This is a genomic window from Polynucleobacter hirudinilacicola (genome assembly GCF_002192535.1).
Classification (GTDB): Bacteria; Pseudomonadota; Gammaproteobacteria; order Burkholderiales; family Burkholderiaceae; genus Polynucleobacter; species Polynucleobacter hirudinilacicola.
On record NZ_NAIA01000003.1, the window covers coordinates 700897 to 726674 of the forward strand.

The following is a 25778-nucleotide window of genomic DNA, read 5'->3' on the forward strand; positions in this document are numbered from 1 at the left end:
GAAGATCATGAGCCAAGCTTTTGATGTACTCGTCATTGGTGGTGGCCCTGGTGGCTACATCGCCGCAATTCGTGCAGCGCAACTCGGCTTCAAAGTCGCTTGCGCAGAATCACATAGCTACGACGATCCTAAAGGTGAGCCACGCTTAGGCGGTACTTGCTTAAACGTTGGCTGTATTCCTTCTAAAGCCTTGTTAGCCTCTTCCGAGGAGTTTGAGAAGATTGCTCATCATGCTGCTGATCATGGCATCAAAGTTGGCTCGGTCAGCATTGATTCCAAGAAGATGGTTGCCCGTAAAGATGACATCGTTACCAAGATGACCGGTGGCATCCAGTACCTTTTCCGCAAGAACAAAATTACCTTGCTAAAAGGTCATGCATCTTTCGAAGGTAAGGGTGCTGATGGCTATCAAGTGAAGATTGATGGCAAAGATAAATCCACTGTGAGTGCAAAGAACGTCATTATTGCAACTGGCTCTAAAGCACGTCATTTGCCAGGCTTACCAGTTGATAATGTCTTGGTTTGCGATAACGAAGGCGCATTAAAGTTTGATTCAGTGCCCAAGAAGCTAGGCGTGATCGGTGCTGGCGTCATTGGTTTAGAGCTTGGCTCAGTATGGCGCCGCCTTGGCTCTGAAGTAACTGTGCTTGAGGCATTACCATCTTTCCTAGCTGCTTGCGATGTCAGTATTGCTAAAGAAGCGCAAAAGCTTTTTGTGAAACAAGGTCTCAACATCAACATGGGTGTGAAGATCGGCGAAGTAAAAGCTGATAAGAAGGGTGTTGTAGTTAATTACACCGATAGCGCCGGTAAAGCAGCTAAATTAGAATGTGATCGTTTGATTGTGTCTGTTGGCCGCGTTCCAAACACCGATAAATTAGGTTTAGATAAGATTGGCCTGAAGGTAGATGAGCGTGGCTTCATTCCAATTGATGACCATACTTGCGCGACAGCAGCACCAGGCGTGTACGCTGTGGGTGATGTAGTGCGTGGCCCAATGTTGGCTCATAAAGCAGAGGATGAGGGTGTTCTCGCCGCTGAAGTGATTGCCGGTCAAAAGCCGCATATTGATTACAACTGTATTCCTTGGGTGATCTATACCGATCCTGAAATTGCTTGGGTTGGTAAGACTGAGCAAGCCTTGAAAGAGGCTGGTATTGCATACAAGGCTGGTCAATTCCCATTTGGGGCTAATGGCCGTGCCTTAGGTATGGGTCGCGCGGATGGTTTTGTCAAAATATTGGCTGATGCCAAGACTGATGAAATCCTGGGTGTTCACATCATTGGGCCAAATGCTTCTGATTTAATTGCTGAAGCAGCTGTAGCAATGGAATTCAAAGCAGCAGCTGAAGATATTGCACGTATCTGTCATCCGCATCCAAGCTTGTCAGAAGTGATGCGCGAAGCAGCATTGGCGACGGACCAACGTGCATTAAATATGTAATTGAAAACCATTGAGTTTTACCAGCAAGAGTTAAAAGCGCGCGGGTATCAAAGCGATCCCGCGCAGCTCCGCGCTGTGGAGCGTCTTCAGCAGTGCGAAGACGAGTGGATTTCCTATAAAGAGATTCGCAGTAATAATTTCAAAAAAGCGATCTTTAAGCCTGACTTACCGCAAGGCCTTTATTTATGGGGTGGAGTTGGTCGAGGTAAATCTTTCATCATGGACTGCTTTTATGCAGCCTCGCCTTTAGAGAAAAAGATTCGTATTCATTTTCATGAGTTCATGCGTGAAGTGCATCGCGAGTTGCATGAGCTCTCTGGATTATCTGACCCCTTGAATGAGCTGGCCAAAAGAATCTCCAATCGCTATCGCTTGATTTGCTTTGATGAGTTTCATATTAATGACATTGCTGACGCGATGATCTTGTATCGCCTACTCAGTGCGCTATTTGAGGATCGTGTGCAATTTGTGATGACATCAAACTATCGGCCAGATCAACTTTATCCCAATGGTTTACATCGCGATCGATTAATTCCGGCAATTAAATTATTGGAAGAAAAGTTGGATATCTTGAATGTTGATGCAGGTAATGACTACCGTCGTGTGCAGATGGCTCAAGTCGAGGCATATCTCACGCCTGCCAGCGCAGAAACACAAGCCAAACTTGGGCAAATGTTTCAGACGCTCATTGGTAATCAAAAAGAGGCAGATATGCCGGTTTTACATATTGAATCTCGCGAACTCCGTCCTTTGCATATGGCCAATGGTGTGGTCTGGTTTGATTTTCAGACTTTGTGCTGCGGACCACGCTCCCAAAACGACTATCTAGAGATTGCCAATCAGTTTCATACAGTGATTCTCTCTGGAGTCCCCTATATGCCTCCCAGAATGACTAATGAGGCGCGGCGCTTTATCTGGTTAATTGATGTTTTATATGACCATAAAATCAAGCTGATCATCTCAGCTGAGGTTCCAGCGCCAGATTTGTATACCGAGGGCCAAATTACCGCTGAATTCTCTAGAACCGTATCGCGCCTCATTGAAATGCAGTCCCGTGACTACCTGGATGCACCGCGCCGGGTAATTGATACCAGCTTGACCTAAAATAGGGTCATGAGTAGCCTTTCCTCCATTAACGCCGATTTACATTGCCATTCAGTAGTTTCTGACGGCACTCTAACGCCTGAAGTGCTTGCAGAGCGCGCTAAAGCAAATGGGGTGAATTTATGGGCGCTAACGGATCATGATGAATTAGGTGGTCAGCAACGTGCTCGTGATGCGGCTAGCGCTTTAAATATTGATTACCTTGCTGGTGTAGAAATTTCAGTGACTTGGATGGGGCAAACCATTCACATCGTTGGGCTCGGTATTGATGCTGAACATCTCGGTATTCTTGAGGGCTTACGTCGAACACGCGAAGGTCGAGGTAATCGTGCTCAATTGATGGCAGAGCAATTGGCTAAAGTTGGGATTCCGGGTGCATATGAGGGTGCTTTGCTATACGCCGGTAATCATCAGCTGATCTCGCGAACTCACTTTGCACGTTTCTTGGTAGAGCAGGGTGTTTGCCGCGATACAGAGCATGTATTCAAAAACTACTTGGTTGAAGATAAGCCAGGCTATGTTCCTCATATGTGGGCAACATTAGATGATGCGGTTGCTTGGATTAAGGCGGCCGGCGGCGTAGCCGTCATTGCGCACCCAGGACGTTATAGCCGGCTTAACGCTATGCAGATGGACGAGCTGTATAAACATTTCAAAGATATTGGTGGCTTAGCCATTGAAGTGATTACTGGAAGCCATAGCCCAGACCAATACCAAACTTTTGGGAAGATTGCGCAACAATATGGTTTCTTAGCTTCACGTGGATCGGATTTTCATGATCCAAATGAGAGTCACATTGACTTAGGTAATTTGCCGCATTTACCAGATCACCTCACGCCAGTGTGGTCTGTCTTTCATTAATTCATTAACAACAAAGATAAAGAATAAAGATGTTTGCTGAACGCGTTCTCTCTGGTATGCGACCTACGGGTAATTTGCATCTTGGCCACTATCATGGTGTGCTCAAGAATTGGGTACGCTTGCAATCTGAGTATCCATGTTTTTTCTTTGCTGCTGATTGGCATGCCTTAACCACTCACTATGACACTCCAGATGTGATTGAGCAGTCAGTTTGGGATATGGTGATTGACTGGTTGGCTGCGGGTGTAGATCCAAACCAAGCAACCTTATTTATTCAGAGCAAAGTGCCTGAGCATGCAGAACTGTTCTTGTTATTGTCGATGGGAACTCCATTGGGCTGGCTTGAGCGGGTTCCGACCTATAAGGACCAGATTGAAAAGTTAAAAGAAAAAGATCTTCAAACCTATGGCTTCCTAGGTTATCCACTGTTACAAGCTGCCGATATTTTGATTTATCGTGCGCAATTTGTGCCAGTTGGGGAGGATCAAGTTCCTCATGTGGAGATGACTCGTGAAGTTGCGCGTCGCTTTAATTATTTATATGGTCGCGAACCAGGCTTTGAAGAAAAAGCTTTAGAGGCAGTAAAGAAACTGGGAAGCAAGCGCGCCAAAATGTATACCGAATTACGTGTGGCATTTCAGGAGCGTGGCGACGATGAAGCGCTAGAACAAGCAAAAGCTTTGCTCCAAGAGGCACAAAGCTTGTCGATGGCCGATCGCGAGAGATTGTTTGGTTTCTTGGAGGGCTCACGCAAAATCATCCTTCCTGAACCACAAGCATTGCTCACTGCTGCATCACGGATGCCTGGTATAGATGGGCAAAAGATGTCTAAGTCTTATGGCAACACCATCAGTATTCGCGAACAGCCTGAAGAAGTCATCAAGAAGATTCGTACAATGCCAACGGATCCTGCCAGGGTTCGCAGGACTGATGCTGGCGATCCGGCACGATGCCCGGTATGGCAATTGCATACCGTGTACTCCAATGAAGAAACTAAGCAATGGGTCGACAAAGGCTGCAAGTCTGCCGGTATTGGTTGTCTTGAGTGTAAACAACCGGTAATTGATGCAATTCTGGCTGAGCAGCAACCGATGTTTGAGCGCGCTCAAAAATATTTAGATGACCCAAGCTTGTTGCGCTCAATCATTGCGGATGGCTGTGATAAGGCCCGTAAGGTTGCGCAAGAAACAATGCGTGAGGTCCGTGAAGCAATGGGCCTTGACTACGATTAAGGCTTTTGGTTTGCCTAATGCGCATGATGCGATTGCGAAGCCATCCCCATGGGTGGTGCGCTTTGCGCCACTTATTCCTCAGGGTGGAGTTGTTCTTGATCTTGCTTGTGGTTCTGGCCGCCATTCGATGCTATTGGCCAATTTAGCTTACTCAGTATTAGCAGTTGATCAAGATGTCAGCGCAATCGAGGCTATTCAGTCCTCCTCTATCACCCCAAAATGCCTAAATCTTGAGCAAGATGTTTGGCCCCTTCGTGGAGCTAGTTTTCATGGCATTGTGGTGACTAATTACCTATACCGTCCCCATATGGATTCTTTGCCAGAACTTTTAGAAGATGGTGGAATCTTGATCTATGAAACTTTTGCCCAAGGTAATGAGCAGTTCGGCAAACCATCTAACCCTAATTTCCTCTTAAATTCAGGGGAATTATTGGCTTTTGCTGCTCGTCATGGGCTCAAAGTCCTTGCTTATGAGGATATTTATGTGGATGACCCCAAACCAGCCATGGTTCAGCGCCTTTGTGCTGTAAAAGGCGCGTTAAAAGAGCACATTCCGTTACAATTTCAAGGTTAAGACAGTCAATATCGGTGCATATTCGGTGACAAATACAGTTCAATCCAAAGGCAGTAAAAAAACCATTTCCGGTAGCATGCCGGCTATTGTTACGCCAATGTATGAAGATGGTAGCCTGGATTACGACAGCTTGCGCTCTTTATTAGATTGGCATGTTGCCGAAGGTTCTGATGGCATTGTGATTGTTGGCACGAGCGGAGAATCTCCAACTGTCTCCGTAGAAGAGCATTGTGAATTGATTCGCGTTACCGTAGAGCATATTGCTGGCCGCATTCCTGTGATTGCAGGTACTGGCGGCAACTCCACAATCGAAGCCATTGAGTTGACCGAGTTTGCTAAAAAAGTTGGGGCTGATGCTAGCTTGCAAGTAGTTCCTTATTACAACAAGCCAACTCAAGAGGGCATGTATGCTCACTTTAAAAAAATTGCAGAGTCTGTTGACCTGCCAGTAATTTTATATAACGTTCCAGGCCGCACGGTAGCGGATTTAGCTGGCGATACTGTTGTCCGTTTGGCTGGTGTACCGGGAATTATTGCGATTAAAGATGCCACCGGTAGCTTAGAGCGAGGCACTTTGTTGCTCGCTGATTTAAAGCGTGCAGGCCATAGTGATTTCTCAGTATTTTCAGGCGATGACTTAACGGCTGCAATGTTGATGCTGATGGGTGGTAAAGGCAATATTTCAGTAACAGCTAATGTGGCGCCTCGCTTAATGCATGAGCTATGTGTTGCGGCAATGTCTGATGATGTAAAAAAGACCCGCGAGATTCAATACAAATTGTTGGCAGTTCATAAAGCAATGTTCACAGAGGCAAACCCAATTCCAGTGAAATGGGCTCTGCATGAAATGGGTATGATCACGGCAGGCATTCGCTTGCCGTTAACCCCTTTGAGCGCGTCCTTACGTGAGCCTTTGAAGGCAGCATTAAAACAGGCTGACTTGATATGATGAGTGTGATGCAACTACTTCGCCGGTGCACGGCAACTCTTGGCCTGATGATCATGGCTGCTATTGTCTTGACAGCTTGTAAATCGGTTACTAGCAACGATACCGTGGATTACAAGAGCACAGGGGCAGTAAGGGGTCCTAACTTATCTTATCCACCGGATTTAATTACTGCTCAGGCCGATCGTCGTTACATTGTTCAAGACGGCACTGCAACGATGTCGGAATATAACGCAGCGATGAAGAAATCTGTGCAGATGCGCAGCAACGTCATGACTGGTATCCCTGGTATGCGTATAGCCCGAGATGGGGAGCGTCGCTGGCTAGTGGTTGATAAACCAGCCACAGAGCTATATCCGCAGGTTAAGGATTTTTGGCAGGAAAATGGCTTCTTATTGGTTGTTGATTCACCATCTACCGGCATTATGGAAACCGATTGGGCAGAAAACCGCAGCAAGATTCCTCAGGATTGGCTACGCTCAACAATCGGCGGTTTCCTGGATACTCTTTATGACACTGGTGAGCGTGATAAATACAAAACTCGTCTTGAGGCTCCCAAGCCAAATGAAACTGAGATTTACATTACGCAAAAAGGGGCTCTGGAAAAGTGTATTACAGACGGTGGAGCCTGTAACTCTACGGTATGGACTAGCCGTCCCAATGATCCGGAGTTAGAAGCAGTATTTTTAGCCCGCCTCATGGAGCGTCTTGGTATGACTCAAGAGCAGGCTAAAGCGATGGTTGCAGTGCCTTTGGGTCCGAAAAATCCTAAAGCTAAGTTAATGCAAGAAGCTAATAAGCAAGCTTATATTGAGTTGAGCACGGGTTTTGATCGCTCTTGGCGTGATGTGGGCCTAGCCTTGGATCGCTCTAACTTTACGGTTGAAGATCGTAATCGCTCTGGCGGTATTTACTATGTGCGCTATGTAAATGCTAAGGACGTAGGAGATACCAAAGGATTCTTCTCCAATCTCTTTAGTAGTAAAGATGATTCGAAATTACAGGCCAAAAAATATCAGGTGATCGTGAAGAGCACTGGCGAGAATTCAGCAAATGTTTATGTGCAAGATGCTGATGGAAAACCAGAGAATAGCCAGGCTGGGGTTCAGCTATTAACTTTGCTGACAGATCAATTGAGTAAATAAGTAATTCAAGTTAATAAAAAAGCCGCTCTGAAGCGGCTTTTTTTCTTCAAGAAGAAGATTACTTCTTGGCGTCAGCAGCAGGAGCAGCAGCAGGAGCGGCTGGAGCAGCAGGTGCAGCAGCAGGAGCTTCAGCAGCAGGAGCGGCTGGAGCAGCAGCAGGAGCTTCAGCAGGTTTTGCTTCTTCTTTTTTACCGCATGCGGCCAAGGCGATAGCTAACATTGCAGCGAATACGAGTGACTTCTTCATTTGTAATTTCCTCTTAAAAAATGTAACAACAATTACCGGTAATTGTGCTGAAAAATCCTAGGGATTGCCCTTAGGGGATTTCCAGTACTAATTATATCCATCCTTGCTTCTAACTCTCAAAAATAAGCCATCCAGCAATATAGGCCTCATAGAGGCTAGACCTTGCCACCCCTTGGATTTTTCTGGGTGAAAGTACTTTTTCGGCCGATAGAGATTGCCAGGCTTTAGTAATGTCTTTGGTCTGACCTTGGTTCATATTCTCACCGTTACAAAACACCTCATTACCAAGACTCAGAATGCGAGTTTGAGCGTGAGGGATGAGCTTCTTCAAGCCAAGATTTTTGGAGAACTGACCGACGCTTAGTGGCTTGCTTGGACCATCAAAATAGGCCTGCTGTTTTGGTTCTGATAAGTAGGCAGTAATGCCGGGCAAAAAATGCTCCACTTGATCCAGCTTCAGTTGACGAAGTTTTACTTCAATTTGCTTAATCAGTTCTTCTGGAAGTTGCTCTGCACTAGCAGTTGCCCTTTGCATTGGATCGGTAAATTTCTGCTCAAGCTCAGGAATATTTTCTAGAGACTCAGCAATACGCCATAGCCCCTCTTGTAGTAATTCTTTAAAGCTGGGAGAGCGAAAGCCAACAGACCAAGTTTGACAACCTGTGTCGAGTGCAACACCATCGTGGGCAATATGAGGTGGTAAATAAAGCATGTCACCTGGCTCTAGGACCCACTCATGCTCAGCTTTAAAGCGCTGCAAAATTTTGAGTGGTAGATTGGGGTTCAGGCTTAAATCTTTTTGTTTTGATATTTGCCACTGCCTTCTACCGGACATCTGAATCAAAAAAACGTCGTAAGAGTCAAAATGGGGTCCGACACCACCACCAACTCCAGCAATGCTAATCATTAAATCGTCGAGACGTGCGTCTGGGATAAAGCGAAACCAGGAGAGAATTTTTGCGGCCGCAGGATGATGGGCTTCCATTCCCTGAAGCAGAAGCGTCCAATGAGATTTGTCGAATGAGGGGATGGATTTTTTCGCAAATGGACCAGAGCTGAGGCTCCACGGACCCGCTTTTACGAGGCGAGATTCAACATTGTCTTGGCAAGCAAACTTGACTAGTTCATCCCCTGAAATAGGGCTATCAAGACTCTCATCACTTTGAGCGGCTAAGGCAAATGCAGGTATCGCTCCGCGGACTAATAAAGGTTTTTTATGCCAATACTGCTTCATGAACAAATCAGGGCTAATGCCTCCAAATAATGCCCAGGGCTCATTGAGAGGTAGGTTTTGAGGTGCCTGAGGGGGCTGATAGGGGTTGCTCAAGTAAAATGAAGTCATAAAGTAAAAGCTTGGTAAAAACTCATTAAAAACGAATGTTTGACAGATTTCGCATGAAGATTGAAAAAAATACTATCGTATCCCTACGCTATAAGTTAACCGATGCGCAAAATAATGTCATTGAAGAACCAGATTCTCCGATGGTATACCTGCACGGTGGGTATGAGGGGACTTTTCCGAAAATAGAAACGCTTTTGGATGGTCAAGAAATTGGGTATGAGGCTACTATTCAGCTTGAGCCTAATGAGGCTTTTGGTGAGTATGACCCAGAACTTTTGAAAATTGAACCGCGCACCCGTTTCCCAGAGCCACTCGAAGTGGGCATGCAATTTGAGGGCATACCGGATGCAGATGAAGAATCAGACTCTGCAGAAGAATCAGATGTAGATGATGAGCCGCTAATTTATACCGTTACTGATGTTGCAGACAATCAAGTGGTGCTTGATGGCAACCATCCCTTAGCAGGTATGGCATTGCGTTTTTGGGTACAAGTTGAAGATGTCCGTGCGGCCACCGAAAATGAAATCCAAAATCGTCTTCCAGAGGGCGGTGAGGGTTTTACTTTTGGTATGCCAAACGACGATGCAGATGATGCCGATGAGGATGAGTTTCCGGGATCTGCATTGGGCTCAAGCACTCCAAACCCACGCACACTGCATTAAATAAACCCCGAATTACTCTTTAAGCCATTCTTTAATGGCATCAAGATCGCGCTTGGTATCACTTGTACCGGAGGCATCTGTAGGCGTATTGCTTAACTTGGCTAATGCCTTTTCTAGTGCGGCAATTTTGGCTTCCTGTTCAATGGTTGCATCAATTAATCCCTTGAGTGCCATTGAGACTGGATCATCCACATTTGGCGTAACGCCATAAGCAGAGAAATATTCTTTTGTTTTGCTATCCGGACTTTGCGGAAGATCTGGATGCAAAATACGCGCAGGTATTCCGACAGCAGTGGCGCCTGCTGGAATTTCTTTTAAAACAACCGCATTTGATCCAACGCGTGCACCATCACCGACGGTAAAGCCACCAAGTACTTTTGCGCCTGCACTCACAACCACACCCTTGCCCAGAGTTGGATGACGCTTAACGCCTTTGTAAAGGGAAGTGCCGCCCAAGGTCACGCCTTGATAGATCGTGCAATCATCGCCGATTTCGGTAGTCTCACCAATAACTATGCCAAGGCCGTGATCCAGAAATACTCGACGGCCAATCTTTGCACCCGGGTGGATTTCAATACCGGTAATAAACCGTGAAATCATTGATAAGACGCGTGCAATCCACTTGAGACCAATATTCCATAAAAAATGAGAGATGCGGTGGAAGAAAACCGCATGCAGACCTTGGTAGCAAGTAATGACCTCAAGGCGATTTCTTGCAGCAGGGTCCCTGGCAATAATGGAGTCGACTTGGTCGAATAGTGAATTAAACATAGATTGATTTTAACGGGATGTGCTTATTTTCTCAGGAGCATCTGTTTGGCGATGCCACGTAAGAGATCAATTTCTTCTTTGTGCAGTCTACTTCGCGCAAATAATGCTTGTAACCGGGGCATGAGCTTTTTGGGGTTGCTGGGGTCTAGATAACCAATTGCCTCGAGCCCTTCGCGCCAATGATCGAGCATCGCTGCAACTGCAGCTGGATCGGCTAATTCAGCTAATTCTTCTCGATTTGCCAGCATTGCTAGGTCCTCAGCCTCACTCAAGCGCTCTCTAAGCGTATAGGCGCAGACCATTAGGGCTTGGGCTAAATTCAGAGATGGGTAGTCTGGATTGGCCTCTAGCCAAACCCTATGGGTACATAAGGCGAGGTGTTCGTTATCTAGACCAGTTCTCTCGGGCCCGAAGACTAGTGCAACTTCCCCGTGATTCATAACGGTTTCTTGAATCAGGGTGCGAGCCGACTCCCAATCGAGCGCTGGAGGACCGAATTCGCGATCTCGGCTGGTGAGGCCAAGTACAAGAGGGCATCCCCGAACGGCTGTGGATAAAGAGCTTGATTCCTCAGAGGATTCAAGGATGTTGAGGGCGCCACTTGCCAAGGCAATCGCTTCAGAATGTTTGGCAATATCTTTGATTTTGGGGTTGATAAGACGCAGGTCGCTAAAGCCCATCGTTTTTAAGGCCCGAGCTGCCGAGCCTACATTTCCAGGATGACTGGTTTCGACTAAAACCCAGCGGATTGATTGGAATTTATCGGGATTCATGAGTGGCTAATGGGTTTCTAGGGGTGCTCAAAGCGCTAATCGTTTAGAATCAGGGTATTAGCTTCGTATTGTCATGCAGTTTGGGCAATATTACAGGCTCGTTCTTATTTAATTTGTCCATCAATACTTATGCATCCCATGTTAAATGTGGCCGTAAAGGCCGCCCGTCGTGCTGGAACTGTTATCAATCGAGCGTCTCTTAATTTAGAGCGTTTACAGGTTGATCGTAAACAGCACAATGATTTCGTAACCGAGGTGGACAAAGCCGCAGAAGCGGCAATCATTGAAACGCTCAGTGAGGCCTATCCAACCCATGGATTCTTGGCTGAAGAAACTGGTGAACACAATATCGATGCAGAGAACGTATGGATCATTGATCCATTAGATGGCACAACCAACTTTATTCATGGCTTTCCGCAATATGCAGTGTCAATTGCATTGGCTGTAAATGGCGTGACCCAACAAGCAGTAGTTTACGATCCCACTCGCGATGAGTTATTTACCGCTACTCGTGGAGCAGGCGCATATTTAGATCGCCGTCGTTTGCGTGTTGCAACTCAAGATCGCTTAGCGAGCTCTTTGATCGGCACTGGTTTTCCATATCGCGAAGACCAAGACCTGGAAAAATATTTAAAAATCTTTGCAGAGATGTCGCGTCAGTGTGCTGGCTTACGTCGTCCTGGTGCAGCATCTTTGGATCTGGCCTATGTTGCTGCAGGGCGTTACGATGGCTTCTTTGAAAGCGATCTCAAGCCTTGGGATATGGCAGCAGGTGCTTTATTAATTACTGAATCCGGTGGTTTGGTAGGTAACTATCGTGGCGAAGAAGGTTTTCTGAAAAGCGGCGAAGTAATGGCTGCTAATCCCAGAATCTTTGCGCAGATGGTTCAGTGCTTATCCAAATACTCCAAGACCTAAGTACTGATTGAGTGATCTGATTACGCTTTAATCAGATCTAGGTAGCGCACACCCTGACTGTCGATTGATAGAGCGCTGGCCCTGGGCGTAGTCCTTTCGGGATGATCTAAGTCCCAATCTGACAGAACCCAACGTTGCCAAGTTTGCTCGCCTAATTGCTCCTTGTGGTGCGCAGGCAAGTGTGTGTGACCATGAATTAACTGATCTACGGATTGACCTCGTACCAATGCAGCACAAGCCTCCAATGTGACATTGGTTCTCATCTGATTATTTAAGGGTGACTTGTTTGCCTCAACTTGATATTGAGTATGACTATTGCTGCGAAGATGATTGGCAATAGAGCGCCGCCAGTGAAGTGGCATATTTAGAAATAACTTTTGTATCCAGGGTTTCCTCACTATGCCTCGGAATATTTGATAGCCAACATCTGCTGTACATAAGGCATCGCCATGACACAGAACATATTTTTTATCAGCGATTTCAACGCAAGAAGGGTCTGCTAATAAGGCCATACCAGTTTTTTTCAAAAAGGCAGAACCTATTAAGAAATCACGATTGCCGTGAATATAGTAGGTTTTGGTTTTTGTAGAAAGATTGGCCAGGGCGTGAAGCACCTCTTGCTGAAATGGAGAGTTCGAGGCCGCATCATCTCCGACCCAGTATTCAAATAGATCGCCAAGAATGAAAACAGCCTGTACCTTGGGTGCATCTTTTTCACAGAAGTCAAAAAAGCGTTGCGCCGTCAAGGGCATTGACGGCGTCAGGTGTATATCCGAGATGAGCAGTGCGCTCGAATATTGCGGGATCATTCCTCGAGAACGGTTGCCTTCTCAATGACGACATCTTCACTTGGTACATCTTGGTGAAAGCCAGAATTGCCAGTCTTTACTTTGCGAATAGTGTCAACAATATCCATGCCATCGATAACCTTACCAAAAACAGCATAGCCCCAACCCTGGGCATTGGGTGCAGTGTGATTTAAAAAATCATTGTCATTTACGTTGATAAAAAATTGCGCAGTAGCTGAGTGTGGGTCGCTAGTACGAGCCATAGCTACGGTGTAGCGATCGTTCTTGAGACCATTATTGGCTTCGTTCTCAATTTCTGCGCCAGTAGGCTTTTGTTTCATGCCGGCAGTCATGCCGCCACCTTGAATCATGAAGTTATTAATCACGCGATGGAAGATAGTGCCATCATAGTGACCGCTCTTGACGTATTGCAAAAAGTTCGCAACGCTCTTAGGCGCTTTTTCAGAATCAAGGCTGAGAGTGATATCACCCTGATTTGTTTTTAACAGTACTTTAGTCATTATTTGGATCTACTTTCTGGAAGGTTAGTGGATGGAGTATTGGATTGAGGAGTATTAGTTGCTTCTACGGGTGGGTTGGCTATTCGATTCAGTTGGCAGCTTTGGTGAGGGCTTCAAGATATCCAATAGAGCCTTAGAGCGCCTGGTGTATTGGCCTTGATTGAGTTGCGTATTTTTTGCTGCATTCTCATAGGCCTGTGCGCCAAGGCGGATATAAATTTCACCTAAATTGGCCGAGGCAATCGCGTAGCTAGGACGTAGCTTGAGAGCGAGTTCTAAATAATCTCTCGCTTCGATCCAGTTGCCCTCGTTAGCAGAAATTGCCGCTAGGTTGTTGTAAGGTTCTGGCAACTCTGGAAATTGCTGGGTAATTTCAATCAAGGTTTTTTTGGCTTGATTAAATTGACGCATCTCAATTTGTACCCGGGCCTTTACAAAACGCAATTGCACATTACGAGGTGTCTTTTTGAGTTGAGCATTAATTAAATCAATGGCATCTTCAAATTTACGGGCTTTCACGAGTTTTTCAACATCGGAAGGCACTGCATTTTTGGTAACGGGGTCTGGCTCAATAATCAAGAAAGACAACAAAGGTAGCGCCACTGTCTCGGAGAGTCCTGAATTGAGTGGGTCATAAGCAACATCAGCAGATAGTCGCGGAGGGTCATTTGGGCTGTAACCCCCTGAATAGCCTTGAGGTGTTCCAGCGCTGGATTTCATTTCCTGGGCATTTGCCACCTGAATTTCCGTATCCGCACGCTGTTGGGCGGGAGTGCTGCACCCCGTAATGAATGCTGCCGCCAATATTGCAGCAAGGATCTTGATAGGGGTTAGCTGTGATGCTGGGATGGTTACAGGCATAGGGGAAGGGGTATAAAACTGGCTCATTCGATATACTCAGCGCTCAGTCTAACAAATTGGCGCTCCTTGCCCCACCTTTATAGCCATATGCTGCAAATCTATAACACCCTTAGCCGCTCTAAAGAGGTATTTAGGCCCATCGTACCGGGTCAGGTGAAGATGTATGTCTGCGGTATGACGGTTTATGACTTCTGTCACATTGGCCACGCTAGGGTCATGATTGTGTTTGACATGGTTGTCCGTTGGCTGCGGGCCAGCGGTTATGAAGTTCTTTATGTCCGTAATATCACCGATATTGATGACAAGATCATTAACCGCGCCATTGAAAATGGCGAACCCATTTCTGCGCTCACCAATCGCTTTATTGATGCGATGCATGCTGACTCTGATGAGCTGGGTTTAATGCATCCCGATCAAGAACCGCGAGCAACGGATTACATTGCTCAGATGCAGGGCATGATTGGTAAGCTCATTGAAAATGAATTGGCCTATCAAGCAGATGGTGGCGATGTTAATTTTGCTGTGCGTTTACTTCCAAGATATGGCCAGCTTTCTGGCAAGTCATTAGATGAGCTCAATGCGGGTGAACGCGTTGCAATTGTTGGCGGCAAACGGGACCCGTTAGATTTTGTGCTCTGGAAGAGCGCTAAGCCTGAGGAGCCTTTAGATACCCGCTGGGCCTCACCCTGGGGCGAGGGTCGACCAGGTTGGCACATCGAGTGCTCAGCAATGTCTTGTGACTTATTGGGCGAACATTTTGATATTCATGGTGGTGGTGCTGACTTGCAGTTCCCTCATCATGAGAATGAGATTGCCCAGAGTGAAGGCGCTTTGTATGGTAAGGACCGTAAAGACAACGATGCCCCATTTGTCAATTATTGGATGCATAACGGCCATATTCGTGTCAATGAAGAGAAGATGTCTAAATCCTTAGGCAACTTCTTTTTAATTCGTGACGTACTGAAAAGTTTTGATCCTGAAGTGCTGCGTTTCTTCATGCTCAAGGCGCATTACCGAAGCCCAATCAATTACAGCGATGCACAGCTGGAAGAGGCCCGCGCTGGCTTGGTAAGGCTTTACACGGCCTTGGCTCAAGCCCCAGCTAAAAGCAACTCTTTGGATGCACATAACCCTTGGGCTAAACGCTTTGCAGAGGCCATGAATGATGACTTCAACACCCCAGAAGCCATTGCAGTGCTTTTTGATCTTGCAAGCGAGGTCAATCGTGCCCAGGATGCTGAGAAACAGGCGCTAGCTAGCACCTTAAAGTCCCTTGCTGCTTCGCTCAATTTCTTGCAACGTGACCCAACCGAATTCTTACAAGCAGGATCAAAACAAGAGAGCGGTTTAAGTGTGGCTCAAATTGAGGAACAAATTTCCGAACGTTTGGCTGCTAAGCAAGCGAAAGATTTTGCTAAGTCAGACTTCATTCGCAAGACACTATTAGATCAAGGTGTAGTGTTAGAAGATAAGCCGGGCGGCACCACAGAATGGCGAAGAGCTTAGTGACTGCGGTAAAAGAAAAATCTATCTTGCAAGAAATTGCCCCAGAGTATTGGGAGCAAGCTTGTCGCGAGCTGATGAAGCAGGATCGTATTCTCAAAAAAATCATTCCAAAATATGGCTCTGGTTTTTTGGTGACTCGTGGCGATGCCTTTACAACATTAGCCAGAGCAATCGTTGGACAGCAAATTTCTGTCGCTGCTGCTCAGACGATTTGGGATAGGGTAGTAATTGCTAGCAAGAAAAAAATGAACCCCAAAAATATTTTGGCCCTTACCGTAGAAGAATTACGAGCTGCTGGTTTATCGGGTCGAAAGGTGGAATACATCCGAGATTTGGCTGATCACTTTAATTCTGGGCGCCTGCACGCCAATCAATGGAAAGATATGGATGATGAGAGCGTTATTCAGGAATTGAGCGCTATTCGGGGAATTGGGCGCTGGACGGCTGAAATGTTCCTGATTTTTAATATGATCCGCCCTAATATCCTGCCTTTAGACGATGTTGGCCTAATAAAGGCTATTTCCCTCAATTACTTCAGTGGCGAGCCTGTTAGCCGCCATGAGGCGAGGGAGGTGGCGGCGAACTGGGCCCCGTGGCGTACGGTTGCCACTTGGTATATGTGGAGAAGTATCGACCCTATCCCGGTTGAATATTAAAATCAGACTATGAAAACGACTTTCCTGGATTTCGAGCAGCAAATCGCCGAATTAGAAACAAAGATCGAAGAGCTGCGTTTTGTACAAGATGAATCATCGGTAGATATTTCCGATGAGATCAAAACGCTTTCTGAAAAAAGTCAGCAACTCACTAAAGATGTCTATGCCAACTTAACACCTTGGCAGGTGTCACAAGTTGCTCGTCATCCTCAGCGTCCTTACACCTTGGATTATGTCAGTGCACTCTTTACTGACTTTCACGAACTGCATGGTGATCGAACCTTTGCTGATGACCAATCCATCATCGGTGGCCTAGCGCGTTTTGATAATCAACCGTGTATGGTGATTGGTCACCAAAAAGGGCGTGATACTAAAGAGCGCGCTCTTCGTAACTTCGGCATGAGTCGTCCTGAGGGTTATCGCAAAGCCATGCGCCTGATGCGCCTTGCGGAAAAGTTTGGCATTCCTGTTTTTACTTTTGTGGATACGCCTGGAGCATTTCCAGGTATTGATGCTGAGGAGCGCAATCAATCAGAAGCGATTGGCCGTAACTTATATGTGCAAGCGGAATTAGAGGTACCTATTATTGCGACCATTATTGGTGAAGGTGGTTCAGGTGGTGCTTTAGCAATTGCCATGGGTGACGTGGTGCTAATGCTGCAAAACTCTACCTACTCGGTGATCTCGCCAGAGGGTTGTGCCTCGATTCTGTGGAAGACGGCTGATAAGGCTCCAGAGGCCGCAGAACAACTGGGCTTAACCGCACAGCGTTTAAAGGCGCTGGGTTTGATTGACAAGATTGTGGCTGAGCCAGTAGGCGGTGCTCATCGCGACTATGACACTATGATGGCCAATATGCGTAAGTCCCTCAGTGAGTCAATCAAGACTTTTGATGGCATGAAGGTGGATTCACTTCTTGAGCGTCGTCATGAACGTCTAATGAGTTATGGCAAGTTCAAGGAAATCACAGCCAAGTCCTAAGCTTGGCAAACGAATTGCGGTTGCCTTAAGTGGTGGCCTCGATTCGGTTGTGCTACTCGATACAGTTTGCAAAGCGCAATCTAAAAACAAATCTTCTGCAGTTTATGTGTTTCATATTCATCATGGTTTGCAAAAACAGGCCGATGACTGGTTGATCTTTTGTGAGAAGCTTGCTAAAAAATATCAAGTGCACTTTGATTTTCGACTCCTGCATTTAGCGGGTGAAGAGCAGGGCAATGTTGAAGCTAGGGCAAGAGCAGAACGTTATGAGGCCCTCGCAGATCTCTGTACTGAATATGGCATTGAAGACTTGCTTCTCGCGCATCATCAAAATGATCAGGCAGAAACAACACTCTTGCAGCTCCTGCGCGGCGCCGGTGTTGCTGGCCTAGCTGGGATGCCAGCTAGTCGTGAGCTGAATGCTCAAGGGGGCAAGATCATCCTCTGGCGTCCTTTATTAGGACAAAGCAGAAAAGAGCTAGAAGCTTACGCAAAAGAACACAAACTCAAATGGATTGAAGATCCTAGTAATCAAGATTCTCAATATCGTCGTAATGCAATTCGTAAAACAATCATTCCTGCATTAGAAAAAATTCAGCCTGAAGCAATTGCTAACCTGGCACGAAGCGCAGGCTTGCTTGGTGAGGCGCAGGGTTTACTCGATCGTTTGGCTATCCAGGATGGGAAACATATTCTTTTGACAAATGGAATTGGGCATCAGCCATTACTTGAGCTGGCACAAAAAGATTTACCTGCAGCTAATAATGTATTGCGGTATTGGTTAAGGGTAAATGGACTGACGATGCCATCGCAAGAACGTCTTGCTGCTTGGTGGCGTGATCTTCAGTTGGTAAAAGCTGGCGCACAGCTAGAGTGGGCTCATGATGAAAGCATGATTCGTCTCTGGCGTGGCGTTTTGCAAGTTGAGGAAGTAAAGGCTGGAGAGTGGGTTTTTAAAACCATCCCTAGTGCTAGTAAAGCCCCTGGGTTTGCAAGCCAATGGATTAAAGATGCCCAGAAAAATGGGCTGGTTACGCTAAAAGAGAGGTCTGGATCAGAAAAGATCCAAATCAAAGCCAATACGCCCCGCAAGACCCTCAAAAATCTCTTTCAGGAGGGCGATGTTCCTCCATGGCAACGTCAGGCACCTCTGCTATATATCAATGGCGATTTGATCGCTGTTGCAGGGGTGGGCCTGAGCTATCCGCATTTGGTTCACACCGGGCCTCGGGTGCGACCCGAGTGGCAACAGAAGGCTTAGCCGGTACAAAACCCTGTAAAATAAGGCCTTTTTGATCCTCAGGAAATTCATTTCCTGTTATAGATATTGAAATAGACGGTTTTTATGGCTCTTATCGTTCATAAATATGGTGGCACCTCAATGGGCTCAACAGAGCGTATTGCGAATGTTGCTAAACGCGTTGCTAAATGGATGCGCGCTGGCCACCAAGTGGTTGTAGTGCCTTCGGCCATGTCCGGTGAAACTAATCGCCTGCTCGGTCTTGCAAAAGAAATTAATCCTGATGCCAATCCACGTGAGTTAGATCAGATTGCCTCTACAGGTGAACAAGTTAGTTCTGGATTGTTAGCCTTGGCATTGATGCGTGAAGGTGTTGATGCGGTGAGTTATGCCGGCTGGCAGGTAACGGTTCATACCGATTCTGCTTTTACTAAAGCGCGCATTAAGAGTATTGACGACAAAAAAATTCTGAGTGATTTGAACGCCGGTAAAGCAGTGGTGGTTACTGGTTTTCAGGGCGTTGATCCCGATGGCAACATCACCACCTTAGGTCGTGGCGGTTCAGATACTTCCGCAGTTGCCATGGCTGCGGCACTAAAAGCAGATGAGTGCTTGATCTATACCGATGTTGATGGCGTTTACACCACTGACCCACGGGTTTGTGAAGATGCGCGTCGACTAGACAAGATTACTTTTGAAGAGATGCTAGAAATGGCTAGCTTGGGTTCAAAGGTCTTACAGATTCGTTCAGTCGAGTTTGCCGGTAAATACAAAGTTAAAACCCGGGTTCTGTCTTCCTTGACAGACCCATTGATACCTTTAGACATCGAAATGAAGTCGGGTACCTTGATTACATTTGAAGAGGACAGCACTATGGAAGCCGCAGTTATTTCCGGCATCGCCTTTGCGCGTGATGAAGCGAAGATTACCGTTTTGGGAGTTCCTGATCGCCCAGGTATTGCATATCAAATATTGGGTCCAATTGCTGATGCCAATATTGACGTTGACATGATTATTCAGAATCAATCAGTGGATGGTAAGACTGATTTCACATTTACTGTTCCACGTGCTGATTATCAAAAAGCATTAGACCTATTGAAGAACACAGTACAAGCACACATCGAAGCGAAAGAGATCTCAGGCGATCCTAAGGTTTCTAAAGTTTCAGTAGTGGGAGTAGGTATGCGTTCGCACGTTGGCATTGCCAGCAAGATGTTCCGCACCTTGTCAGAGGAGGGTATCAATATCTTGATGATTTCTACTAGTGAGATCAAGATCTCTGTAGTGATTGATGAGAAGTATATGGAGCTAGCCGTAAGAGCCCTTCATAAGGCATTTGAGCTAGATCAGAAGTAATCAGCAAAAGAGCAGTAAACCCCCTCTGAAGCGGTTATCCGTTAAACTGTGGGTCGTTGTAAAGAGTTAGAAATACGGAGACGTGGCCGAGCTGGTCGAAGGCACTCCCCTGCTAAGGGAGCATCGGGGCTAAAACTCTGATCGGAGGTTCGAATCCTCTCGTCTCCGCCAGTATTTTCAAATAAACCCAGTCAATTCAATGAGTTACTGGGTTTTTTGTTGCCTATAACTTCTTCATTAATCTTAACTATTGGTAATTTTGCAACTAAATGTTGCAGCACAGCATTTATATGTATACAATGGTGCATCGCAACAAATAAACTAACCAAACTAGGAGAAGTCATGTTCCAAACTCAATTAAATGATCAGATCGCCCAAGCTCAAGCTAAAGCTGTTGAAAATGCTAAACATTTGGCTCAAGTAGCTGTTGAAAGTGCTCAAGAATTAGCGGAAATCAACCAAGCTGCTGCTAAAGATGCATTGGCTGCTGCACAAGATACAAGCTCACAATTGTTAGCTATCAAAGATCCACAGCAATTGGCTAAGTTGGCTCAGCCAGAAGCTGCTCAAGAAGCTGCTAAGTACGCTGCTGCTTACCAAGCTAAAGTGAACCAAGTTGTTCGCAATGGCAATAAAGAAGTTGCTCAAGTAGTTGATGCTTCAATCGATGATGCACGCGCTGATTTAGTAAAGTTCGTTAAAGAAGCTACTAAAACAGCACCTGCTGGCGCTGAAGCTTTTGTATCTGCTTTCCAAACAGCATTTGATGCTTCACTCCAACAGTTTGACCAAGCTCGCGCTACAGCTACTGATGCTTTCGCAAACTTTGAGAAGAGTGTTGACGCTGCATTGGCAAACATTCAAGGCCAATATGCTGCAAAACCTTCAAAGAAATCTGCTGCTAAATTAGCTGCTTAATTCAGTTTTAACTGCTTTGCAAAAGCCGCCTCCGGGCGGCTTTTTTCTTTTCTCCATTTCCTCCAATTCCTAATTTCTGATTTCTAAGCCTATCTAGGGTTTCTCCTATATGAATAAACTTCACAACTTCACAACTTTAGTGGTATAGTACGTTTACTGGGAGATGAAATGAAGAGACAGATACCAAAAACACATCAAGCCTTGGAGTGGGTAGGGAGGGGCTTGACTGCCGCTCAGGCAGCGAGAAAGTTGGAGATTTCAGAATCCAGTGTGTATGCCGCTCTCAGAAAGTCGAAAGCAAAAGATTTGGGCTGCTGCCCAACCTGTGGTCACAAAATAAGGAACTAAGATGAAAAAGACTTTATTAGCCGCCGTATCAATTTCTGTAGCCGCATTTGCCTACGCCAATACCAAACCGTCAGACTCATCTGCATTGGTGAGTCAACAATGCCAAATTTCGGCTGAAGCCGTATCAACGTTAAAAGGCCTACGCTATGGCAATACATCCATCAGAAAGGATGTATCTAGCCTGATTAATACCCATCTCAAAACTCCAGAGAATCGTGAGATCGCTCAAAGAGCTTTAAATCAGATGATTGATGACAAATCAACTGATGTGGCTACTCTAGAAGGTAAGTACTGTTCTTAATGGTTAAGGCTTTAGAGTATTAAGAGTGCCATCTACCGCGGAGTGTCCTGATTGTGGAAATGTACGGACATTGTTTAATCAGTGTCCGCATTGTGGCTCTGATCATTTGCCCGTACTCACTATCGACACAATCGAAATCAACATCAAGCAAGGTAGCCCCTATGTTGAGGAGGCTCTGGATGAACTCACCGAACAATTGCGTAAATGCCTAGAGCTCGGAATTAAAGCAATCATTCTGATTCATGGTTATGGCTCAAGCGGAGAGGGCGGTCGAATTAAGTGGGCGATTCATGATGCGCTGGAAAATAATCGTTATTCAGACCGCGTCCTTGAATACTTTTTTGGCGAGAATGTGGCCTATGGAAGTGAGGCCTACCAGGCATTGTTAAAACGTCGTCCGGGTTTGAAGAGATATCTAAAACGCTTCAAAGAAGGGAATGCCGGAATGACGGTGTTATTGTTAGGCGCCTACCCGGGAAGTGCTTAGAATAGAGATATCTTAATGAGGATCATGCCCATGACAGCCAAAAAATCCGATATAGCAACAGAAGCAACTACGGTGAGTTCTGACCAGTTAATTGGAGAATTCAAAGCGCTCATGGCCGATGCAGAAGCATTGATTCAGGCAACCGAAGGTCATGCAGATGGCGCTATTGGATCAATCCGATCCAAAGCCCTCGAGACCATTGCTGGGGCTAAAGAAAGCCTTTCGGGTATTGAAAGCCAATTAGCCGATAAGGCGAAAGCGGCAGCTGCGAGTGCAGATGACTTTGTGCATCGCAATCCCTGGGAGGCGGTGGGAGTTGCTGCTGGATTGGGTTTATTAATCGGTCTGTTTATTCGTCGTCGCTAGGCTGATATGTCCCAAGAAAATCTATTGTCATCGATTAAAAACCTCGTAACTACAGGCGCATCGATTGCGCAAACTCGCTTAGAGTTAATTTCACTTGATGTGCAAATTGCTAGAACTAAATTCATTAGCTTACTAGTAATGATTGTGAGCGCCTTATTTTTCTTGTTCTTTGGCTTGGTCATGCTCGCACTATTGATTGTTATCTATAGCTGGGAGTCGGATCGTATGATGGCGCTTGGTTTGCTGACTAGCGCCTTTTTATTGATTGGCCTCATTCTGGCAGTAATGATCATGCAATCATTGCGCACTATGCCCAAATTATTTGAGGCATCTATTGCTGAGCTTGCTAAGGATCGTGAGGCGCTCTCTAAATGAGCGCTACCTTAAAAGACTTAGAGCGTCGTCAGCATGAGCTCAGAGCTCAGGCTAGCCGAGAGCGCAAACAGTTTTCAGAGCACTTTGAGCCCTTTGAGAAACCACTCTCTTGGGCTGATAAAGGTGTCGATGCTTTTCATTTCTTGAAAAATAATCCCATTATCTGGACTAGCGCATTCGCAGCATTGGCACACTATAAGCCTAAGTTAGCTGGTAAGTTTCTCGCTGTTGGTTGGGGCGCAATGAAGCTGTTAAAGAGTGCCAAGAAGCTAATCTAGCTTACCAACACTGATTTATTGGCGATACCATGCTGATCAAGTAGTTGCCTGCCATTTAAGAATGAAATTTCTAACAAGGTAATTGCGCCGCAGACTTCAAATCCGGCATTGCGTAATAACTTATTTGCAGCAATCAGCGTGCCACCAGTGGCTAATACATCATCAATTAGTAAAACCTTAGCACCTGCAGGAAGGGTTGATTGTTGAATCTCCAAATAATCAGAGCCGTATTCTAGGCCATAGAATTCTTTATGAGTAGCTAATGGAAGCTTATTGGGCTTTCTGGCAAGAGCTAGGCCCTTATGGGCATGATGCGCTAGAGCAGAGCCAAAAATAAAGCCCCTGGATTCAATACCTAAAATATGGGTGTAGTCAAAAGACTGGGCCAGTGCCTCCATTTGGGCGATAGCCTCCTTGAAGGCTGCTGGATTGGCTAATAATGGTGAGATATCCCTAAAGAGAATTCCGGGTTTCGGAAAATCGGGCACTCCGGGTAGATAATCTAATAAATTCATTAATGGCAGACATGAAAACAGATCTCCTTATTATCACCGCATTGGAATCCGAGCTCAAGCGCGAAGTACTCCCATCGGGAGTAGAGATTGTTTATTCTGGCCTGGGTAAGATTAATGCAGCACTTACGAGCCTTAAGGCAATTGATCAATTTAACCCCAGCGCAATCATGAACTTTGGTACCGCAGGAAAAATTAATCCTCAATTAGAAGGTTTGCTCCACATTGGCAAAGTGATTCAGCGCGATATGATGGCTGAGCCTCTTGCGCCAAGAGGCAAGACACCATTTTGCGAGAGACCGTTCGAATATCTTTCCTCCGGACAGTATGTTTGTGGCTCTGGTGATAGCTTTGTCACTGCTTCTGATCCTTGGTTACTGAGTCAAGGGGTGGATCTGGTGGATATGGAATTATTTGCTATAGCTTATGTTGCTCATCATCACCAAATTCCTTGGCATTCGTATAAGTACATTACGGATGATGCAAATGAGAGCTCAGGCAATGATTGGCATGAAAAAGTAAACCATGGACAAGATCTATTTATTGAGAAGTTAAGACAACTTTTGAGCTAAGTACTGATATGGCCCTAGATACCTCTAAGCCTTGGCTAAAAAATTATCCACAAGGCGTTCCTCATGAGATTGGTCCTCTAAGTCATACATCGTTGACTGAGTTGATTGATGAGTGCCTTGCGCGCTTTGGCAAGCGGAAAGCCGTGGAGGCGATGGGTGGGTTTTTCTCATACAGAGAGCTCGACAAACTCTCCCAAGACTTTGCTTCCTATTTGCAAACTCTGAATTTAGAGAAGGGTACACGTGTTGCCTTAATGTATCCCAACGTCATAGAGTATCTAGTAGCAATGATTGGCACTCTGAGGGCCGGTTATGTAGTGGTCAATATCAATCCACTCTATACAGCACGAGAGCTAGAGGCGCAATTACTTGATAGTGGGGCAGCAGTTCTGGTGGTAATGGAAAACTTTGCTCACATCTATCAAGAAGTTAATCCTATAAAGACTATTGTGCAAGTGATTGTGAGCAGCCCAGGTGAGTTAATGGGCCTTAAAGGCCGCCTCATTAATTGGGTTGCAAGAGATATTAAAAAGTTAATACCTTCTTGGGAGTTTGCCCACATCACTTTTAAAGATGCGCTTGAGATAGGCAGTCAGCATCATTTTCAAAAACCCAATATTGGTCTAGATGACATTGCTTTCTTGCAATATACCGGCGGCACTACTGGAACCTCTAAAGGGGCTGTGTTGCTCCACCGTAATATTTTGTCTAATGTGGCGCAAATAGAGTACTGGTTAAATCCTGGTTTGAAACAAAAGCCAGAGCAGCAATTGGTATTTTTATGTGCTTTGCCCATGACCCATATTTTTGCTTTAACGGCCTGTGCTTTGCTGGGCATTGCTAAAGGTAGTCTGCTGATTCTCGTTCCTAACCCACGTGATATCACCGGCTTTATCAAAATGCTGATGAAGCATCCGAACATCAATATTTTTCCTGGCGTGAATACCCTGTTTCATGCCTTGATTCATCGGCCTGAATTCAAGAAAGTAAAACTTCCCAATCTATTGATTACGATTGGAGGGGGTATGGCAGTTCATAAGAAAACTGCTGACCATTGGCAAGCGCTGACGGGTGTACCAATTGCTCAAGGCTATGGTTTATCGGAGACATCGCCAGTAGTCTGCGTGAACACACCCCTAGAAAAACATTTCACAGGGCATATTGGTATGCCATTACCGAGTACCGATGTTGTCATTCTGGATGATGATGAGGTTGAGCTGCCCCATGGAACTCCTGGCGAGATCTGTATTCAGGGGCCACAAGTGATGGCGGGCTACTGGAATAAACCAGAGGAAACGACGCATTGCATGACTGCCGATGGCTTCTTTAAGTCAGGAGATATCGGTTTCATCACAGATGAGGGCTATGTAGAAATTGTTGATCGTAAGAAAGACATGATTGTGGTGGCAGGATTTAAAGTCTTTCCTAATGATGTGGAGGATCACTTGGTTCAAATGGATGGCATTAGAGAATGTGCTGTGATTGGTGTACCACACCGTAAGCTAGGAGAAATCGTCAAAGCTTATGTCGTCAGAGACAACCATCACTTAACTGAGGCTGATATTTTGCAATACTGCAAAGACCACATGACCAGTTATAAGCGCCCCCGGAAAGTAGTCTTTATTAACGAACTTCCTAAATCTAATGTCGGTAAGATTTTACGCCGAGAGCTCAGAAACTTATAAACCCACTG

The 25778-nt window shown here is 45.8% G+C and carries 30 protein-coding genes and 1 tRNA gene; 23 read left to right on the plus strand and 8 right to left on the minus strand.

The genetic code is table 11. From position 1 onward, the window contains the following. Positions 1-7: 7 nt before the first annotated feature. From lpdA to bamC, 7 genes are all read left to right on the plus strand, one after another. Positions 8-1444 (plus strand): dihydrolipoyl dehydrogenase, encoded by a 1437-nt coding sequence (gene lpdA / locus B6A14_RS07640; RefSeq protein ID WP_087909888.1) that lies wholly within the window; start codon positions 8-10, stop codon positions 1442-1444. After that, positions 1445-2548: a cell division protein ZapE gene (gene zapE, locus B6A14_RS07645; RefSeq protein WP_087909889.1), complete on the plus strand. Its 1104-nt coding sequence runs from the start codon at positions 1445-1447 to the stop codon at positions 2546-2548. A 9-nt stretch (positions 2549-2557) separates the two neighbouring features. Further along, positions 2558-3409 (plus strand): 3',5'-nucleoside bisphosphate phosphatase, encoded by an 852-nt coding sequence (locus B6A14_RS07650; RefSeq protein WP_087909890.1) that lies wholly within the window; start codon positions 2558-2560, stop codon positions 3407-3409. A 29-nt stretch (positions 3410-3438) separates the two neighbouring features. Next, positions 3439-4641 (plus strand): tryptophan--tRNA ligase, encoded by a 1203-nt coding sequence (locus B6A14_RS07655; RefSeq protein ID WP_087909891.1) that lies wholly within the window; start codon positions 3439-3441, stop codon positions 4639-4641. Continuing rightward, positions 4628-5215, plus strand: a complete 588-nt coding sequence (locus B6A14_RS07660; protein ID WP_330831791.1) for a class I SAM-dependent methyltransferase — start codon at positions 4628-4630, stop codon at positions 5213-5215. Before B6A14_RS07655 ends, B6A14_RS07660 begins: the two co-directional genes overlap by 14 nt. A 76-nt stretch (positions 5216-5291) precedes the next feature. Further along, a complete protein-coding gene (dapA, locus tag B6A14_RS07665; RefSeq protein WP_087910320.1) occupies positions 5292-6164 on the plus strand; it encodes a 4-hydroxy-tetrahydrodipicolinate synthase in 873 nt (290 codons plus the stop codon). Beyond that, positions 6161-7306 (plus strand): outer membrane protein assembly factor BamC, encoded by a 1146-nt coding sequence (bamC, locus tag B6A14_RS07670; protein WP_087909892.1) that lies wholly within the window; start codon positions 6161-6163, stop codon positions 7304-7306. Before dapA ends, bamC begins: the two co-directional genes overlap by 4 nt. A gap of 58 nt (positions 7307-7364) precedes the next feature. Here bamC and B6A14_RS07675 read toward each other — a convergent pair whose 3' ends face one another. Together B6A14_RS07675 and B6A14_RS07680 are read right to left on the minus strand one after the other, a co-directional pair. Further along, complete coding sequence (locus tag B6A14_RS07675; RefSeq protein WP_087909893.1) at positions 7365-7553, minus strand: hypothetical protein; 189 nt, start codon at positions 7551-7553, stop codon at positions 7365-7367. 109 nt (positions 7554-7662) lie between these two features. Continuing rightward, the gene (locus tag B6A14_RS07680; protein WP_087909894.1) at positions 7663-8895 is read right to left on the minus strand and encodes a cupin domain-containing protein; all 1233 of its coding nucleotides are present in this window, start codon (positions 8893-8895) and stop codon (positions 7663-7665) included. Positions 8896-8948: 53 nt separating this feature from the next. Here B6A14_RS07680 and B6A14_RS07685 point away from each other — a divergent pair, with 53 nt between their 5' ends. Then, positions 8949-9557 (plus strand): FKBP-type peptidyl-prolyl cis-trans isomerase, encoded by a 609-nt coding sequence (locus tag B6A14_RS07685; RefSeq protein ID WP_087909895.1) that lies wholly within the window; start codon positions 8949-8951, stop codon positions 9555-9557. A gap of 12 nt (positions 9558-9569) precedes the next feature. On the opposite strand, the gene cysE is transcribed toward B6A14_RS07685, so the two are convergent. Next, entirely contained in the window at positions 9570-10328 is a 759-nt protein-coding gene (gene cysE / locus B6A14_RS07690) for a serine O-acetyltransferase (RefSeq protein ID WP_087909896.1), read from the minus strand. Positions 10329-10351: 23 nt separating this feature from the next. Further along, the gene (locus tag B6A14_RS07695) at positions 10352-11101 is read right to left on the minus strand and encodes an RNA methyltransferase (RefSeq protein ID WP_087909897.1); all 750 of its coding nucleotides are present in this window, start codon (positions 11099-11101) and stop codon (positions 10352-10354) included. Between the two features lie 129 nt (positions 11102-11230). On the opposite strand from B6A14_RS07695, the gene B6A14_RS07700 reads away from it, so the two are divergent. Next, positions 11231-12019: an inositol monophosphatase family protein gene (locus B6A14_RS07700; RefSeq protein ID WP_087909898.1), complete on the plus strand. Its 789-nt coding sequence runs from the start codon at positions 11231-11233 to the stop codon at positions 12017-12019. 20 nt (positions 12020-12039) lie between these two features. Here the strand turns inward: B6A14_RS07700 and B6A14_RS07705 are convergent, their stop codons facing one another. The 3 genes from B6A14_RS07705 to B6A14_RS07715 are packed head-to-tail and all read right to left on the minus strand — an operon-like array spanning position 12040 to position 14216. Continuing rightward, positions 12040-12828, minus strand: coding sequence for a UDP-2,3-diacylglucosamine diphosphatase (locus B6A14_RS07705; protein ID WP_087909899.1), 789 nt, complete (start codon positions 12826-12828; stop codon positions 12040-12042). Beyond that, complete coding sequence (locus B6A14_RS07710) at positions 12825-13328, minus strand: peptidylprolyl isomerase (protein ID WP_087909900.1); 504 nt, start codon at positions 13326-13328, stop codon at positions 12825-12827. Before B6A14_RS07710 ends, B6A14_RS07705 begins: the two co-directional genes overlap by 4 nt. Before the next feature lie 54 nt (positions 13329-13382). Continuing rightward, positions 13383-14216, minus strand: a complete 834-nt coding sequence (locus B6A14_RS07715; protein ID WP_129560416.1) for a tetratricopeptide repeat protein — start codon at positions 14214-14216, stop codon at positions 13383-13385. 60 nt (positions 14217-14276) lie between these two features. Between B6A14_RS07715 and cysS the strand changes: the two genes are divergently transcribed. The 12 genes from cysS (at position 14277) to B6A14_RS07780 (ending at position 23001) form a co-directional block, all read left to right on the plus strand. Further along, the gene (gene cysS / locus B6A14_RS07720) at positions 14277-15695 is read left to right on the plus strand and encodes a cysteine--tRNA ligase (RefSeq protein WP_087909901.1); all 1419 of its coding nucleotides are present in this window, start codon (positions 14277-14279) and stop codon (positions 15693-15695) included. Then, positions 15680-16351 (plus strand): DNA-3-methyladenine glycosylase family protein, encoded by a 672-nt coding sequence (locus tag B6A14_RS07725; RefSeq protein ID WP_087909902.1) that lies wholly within the window; start codon positions 15680-15682, stop codon positions 16349-16351. The genes cysS and B6A14_RS07725 overlap by 16 nt, the downstream gene beginning before the upstream one ends. Before the next feature lie 9 nt (positions 16352-16360). Further along, on the plus strand, positions 16361-17332 hold the full coding sequence (locus B6A14_RS07730; protein WP_087909903.1) for an acetyl-CoA carboxylase carboxyltransferase subunit alpha: 972 nt from the start codon (positions 16361-16363) through the stop codon (positions 17330-17332). Further along, entirely contained in the window at positions 17298-18593 is a 1296-nt protein-coding gene (tilS, locus tag B6A14_RS07735; protein WP_087909904.1) for a tRNA lysidine(34) synthetase TilS, read from the plus strand. Before B6A14_RS07730 ends, tilS begins: the two co-directional genes overlap by 35 nt. A gap of 84 nt (positions 18594-18677) precedes the next feature. Further along, the gene (locus B6A14_RS07740) at positions 18678-19928 is read left to right on the plus strand and encodes an aspartate kinase (protein ID WP_087909905.1); all 1251 of its coding nucleotides are present in this window, start codon (positions 18678-18680) and stop codon (positions 19926-19928) included. A gap of 76 nt (positions 19929-20004) precedes the next feature. After that, a tRNA-Ser gene (locus B6A14_RS07745) sits at positions 20005-20099 on the plus strand. A gap of 171 nt (positions 20100-20270) precedes the next feature. Then, on the plus strand, positions 20271-20846 hold the full coding sequence (locus B6A14_RS07750) for a phasin family protein (RefSeq protein WP_087909906.1): 576 nt from the start codon (positions 20271-20273) through the stop codon (positions 20844-20846). Between the two features lie 349 nt (positions 20847-21195). Beyond that, positions 21196-21495: a hypothetical protein gene (locus B6A14_RS07760; protein WP_087909908.1), complete on the plus strand. Its 300-nt coding sequence runs from the start codon at positions 21196-21198 to the stop codon at positions 21493-21495. 25 nt (positions 21496-21520) lie between these two features. After that, positions 21521-21982, plus strand: a complete 462-nt coding sequence (locus B6A14_RS07765; RefSeq protein ID WP_087909909.1) for a Smr/MutS family protein — start codon at positions 21521-21523, stop codon at positions 21980-21982. Positions 21983-22012: 30 nt separating this feature from the next. Next, positions 22013-22348, plus strand: coding sequence for a DUF883 family protein (locus B6A14_RS07770; RefSeq protein WP_087910321.1), 336 nt, complete (start codon positions 22013-22015; stop codon positions 22346-22348). A 6-nt stretch (positions 22349-22354) separates the two neighbouring features. Next, positions 22355-22723: a phage holin family protein gene (locus B6A14_RS07775; RefSeq protein WP_087909910.1), complete on the plus strand. Its 369-nt coding sequence runs from the start codon at positions 22355-22357 to the stop codon at positions 22721-22723. Continuing rightward, a complete protein-coding gene (locus B6A14_RS07780) occupies positions 22720-23001 on the plus strand; it encodes a YqjK family protein (RefSeq protein WP_087909911.1) in 282 nt (93 codons plus the stop codon). Before B6A14_RS07775 ends, B6A14_RS07780 begins: the two co-directional genes overlap by 4 nt. Here the strand turns inward: B6A14_RS07780 and B6A14_RS07785 are convergent. Next, positions 22998-23516 (minus strand): adenine phosphoribosyltransferase, encoded by a 519-nt coding sequence (locus B6A14_RS07785; protein WP_087909912.1) that lies wholly within the window; start codon positions 23514-23516, stop codon positions 22998-23000. The two genes, B6A14_RS07780 and B6A14_RS07785, sit on opposite strands and share 4 nt — an antisense overlap. An 11-nt stretch (positions 23517-23527) precedes the next feature. On the opposite strand from B6A14_RS07785, the gene B6A14_RS07790 reads away from it, so the two are divergent. Together B6A14_RS07790 and B6A14_RS07795 are read left to right on the plus strand one after the other, a co-directional pair. Continuing rightward, positions 23528-24085, plus strand: coding sequence for a phosphorylase family protein (locus tag B6A14_RS07790; RefSeq protein WP_087910322.1), 558 nt, complete (start codon positions 23528-23530; stop codon positions 24083-24085). Positions 24086-24093: 8 nt separating this feature from the next. Continuing rightward, the gene (locus B6A14_RS07795; protein ID WP_087909913.1) at positions 24094-25770 is read left to right on the plus strand and encodes an AMP-binding protein; all 1677 of its coding nucleotides are present in this window, start codon (positions 24094-24096) and stop codon (positions 25768-25770) included. Positions 25771-25778: the final 8 nt, after the last annotated feature.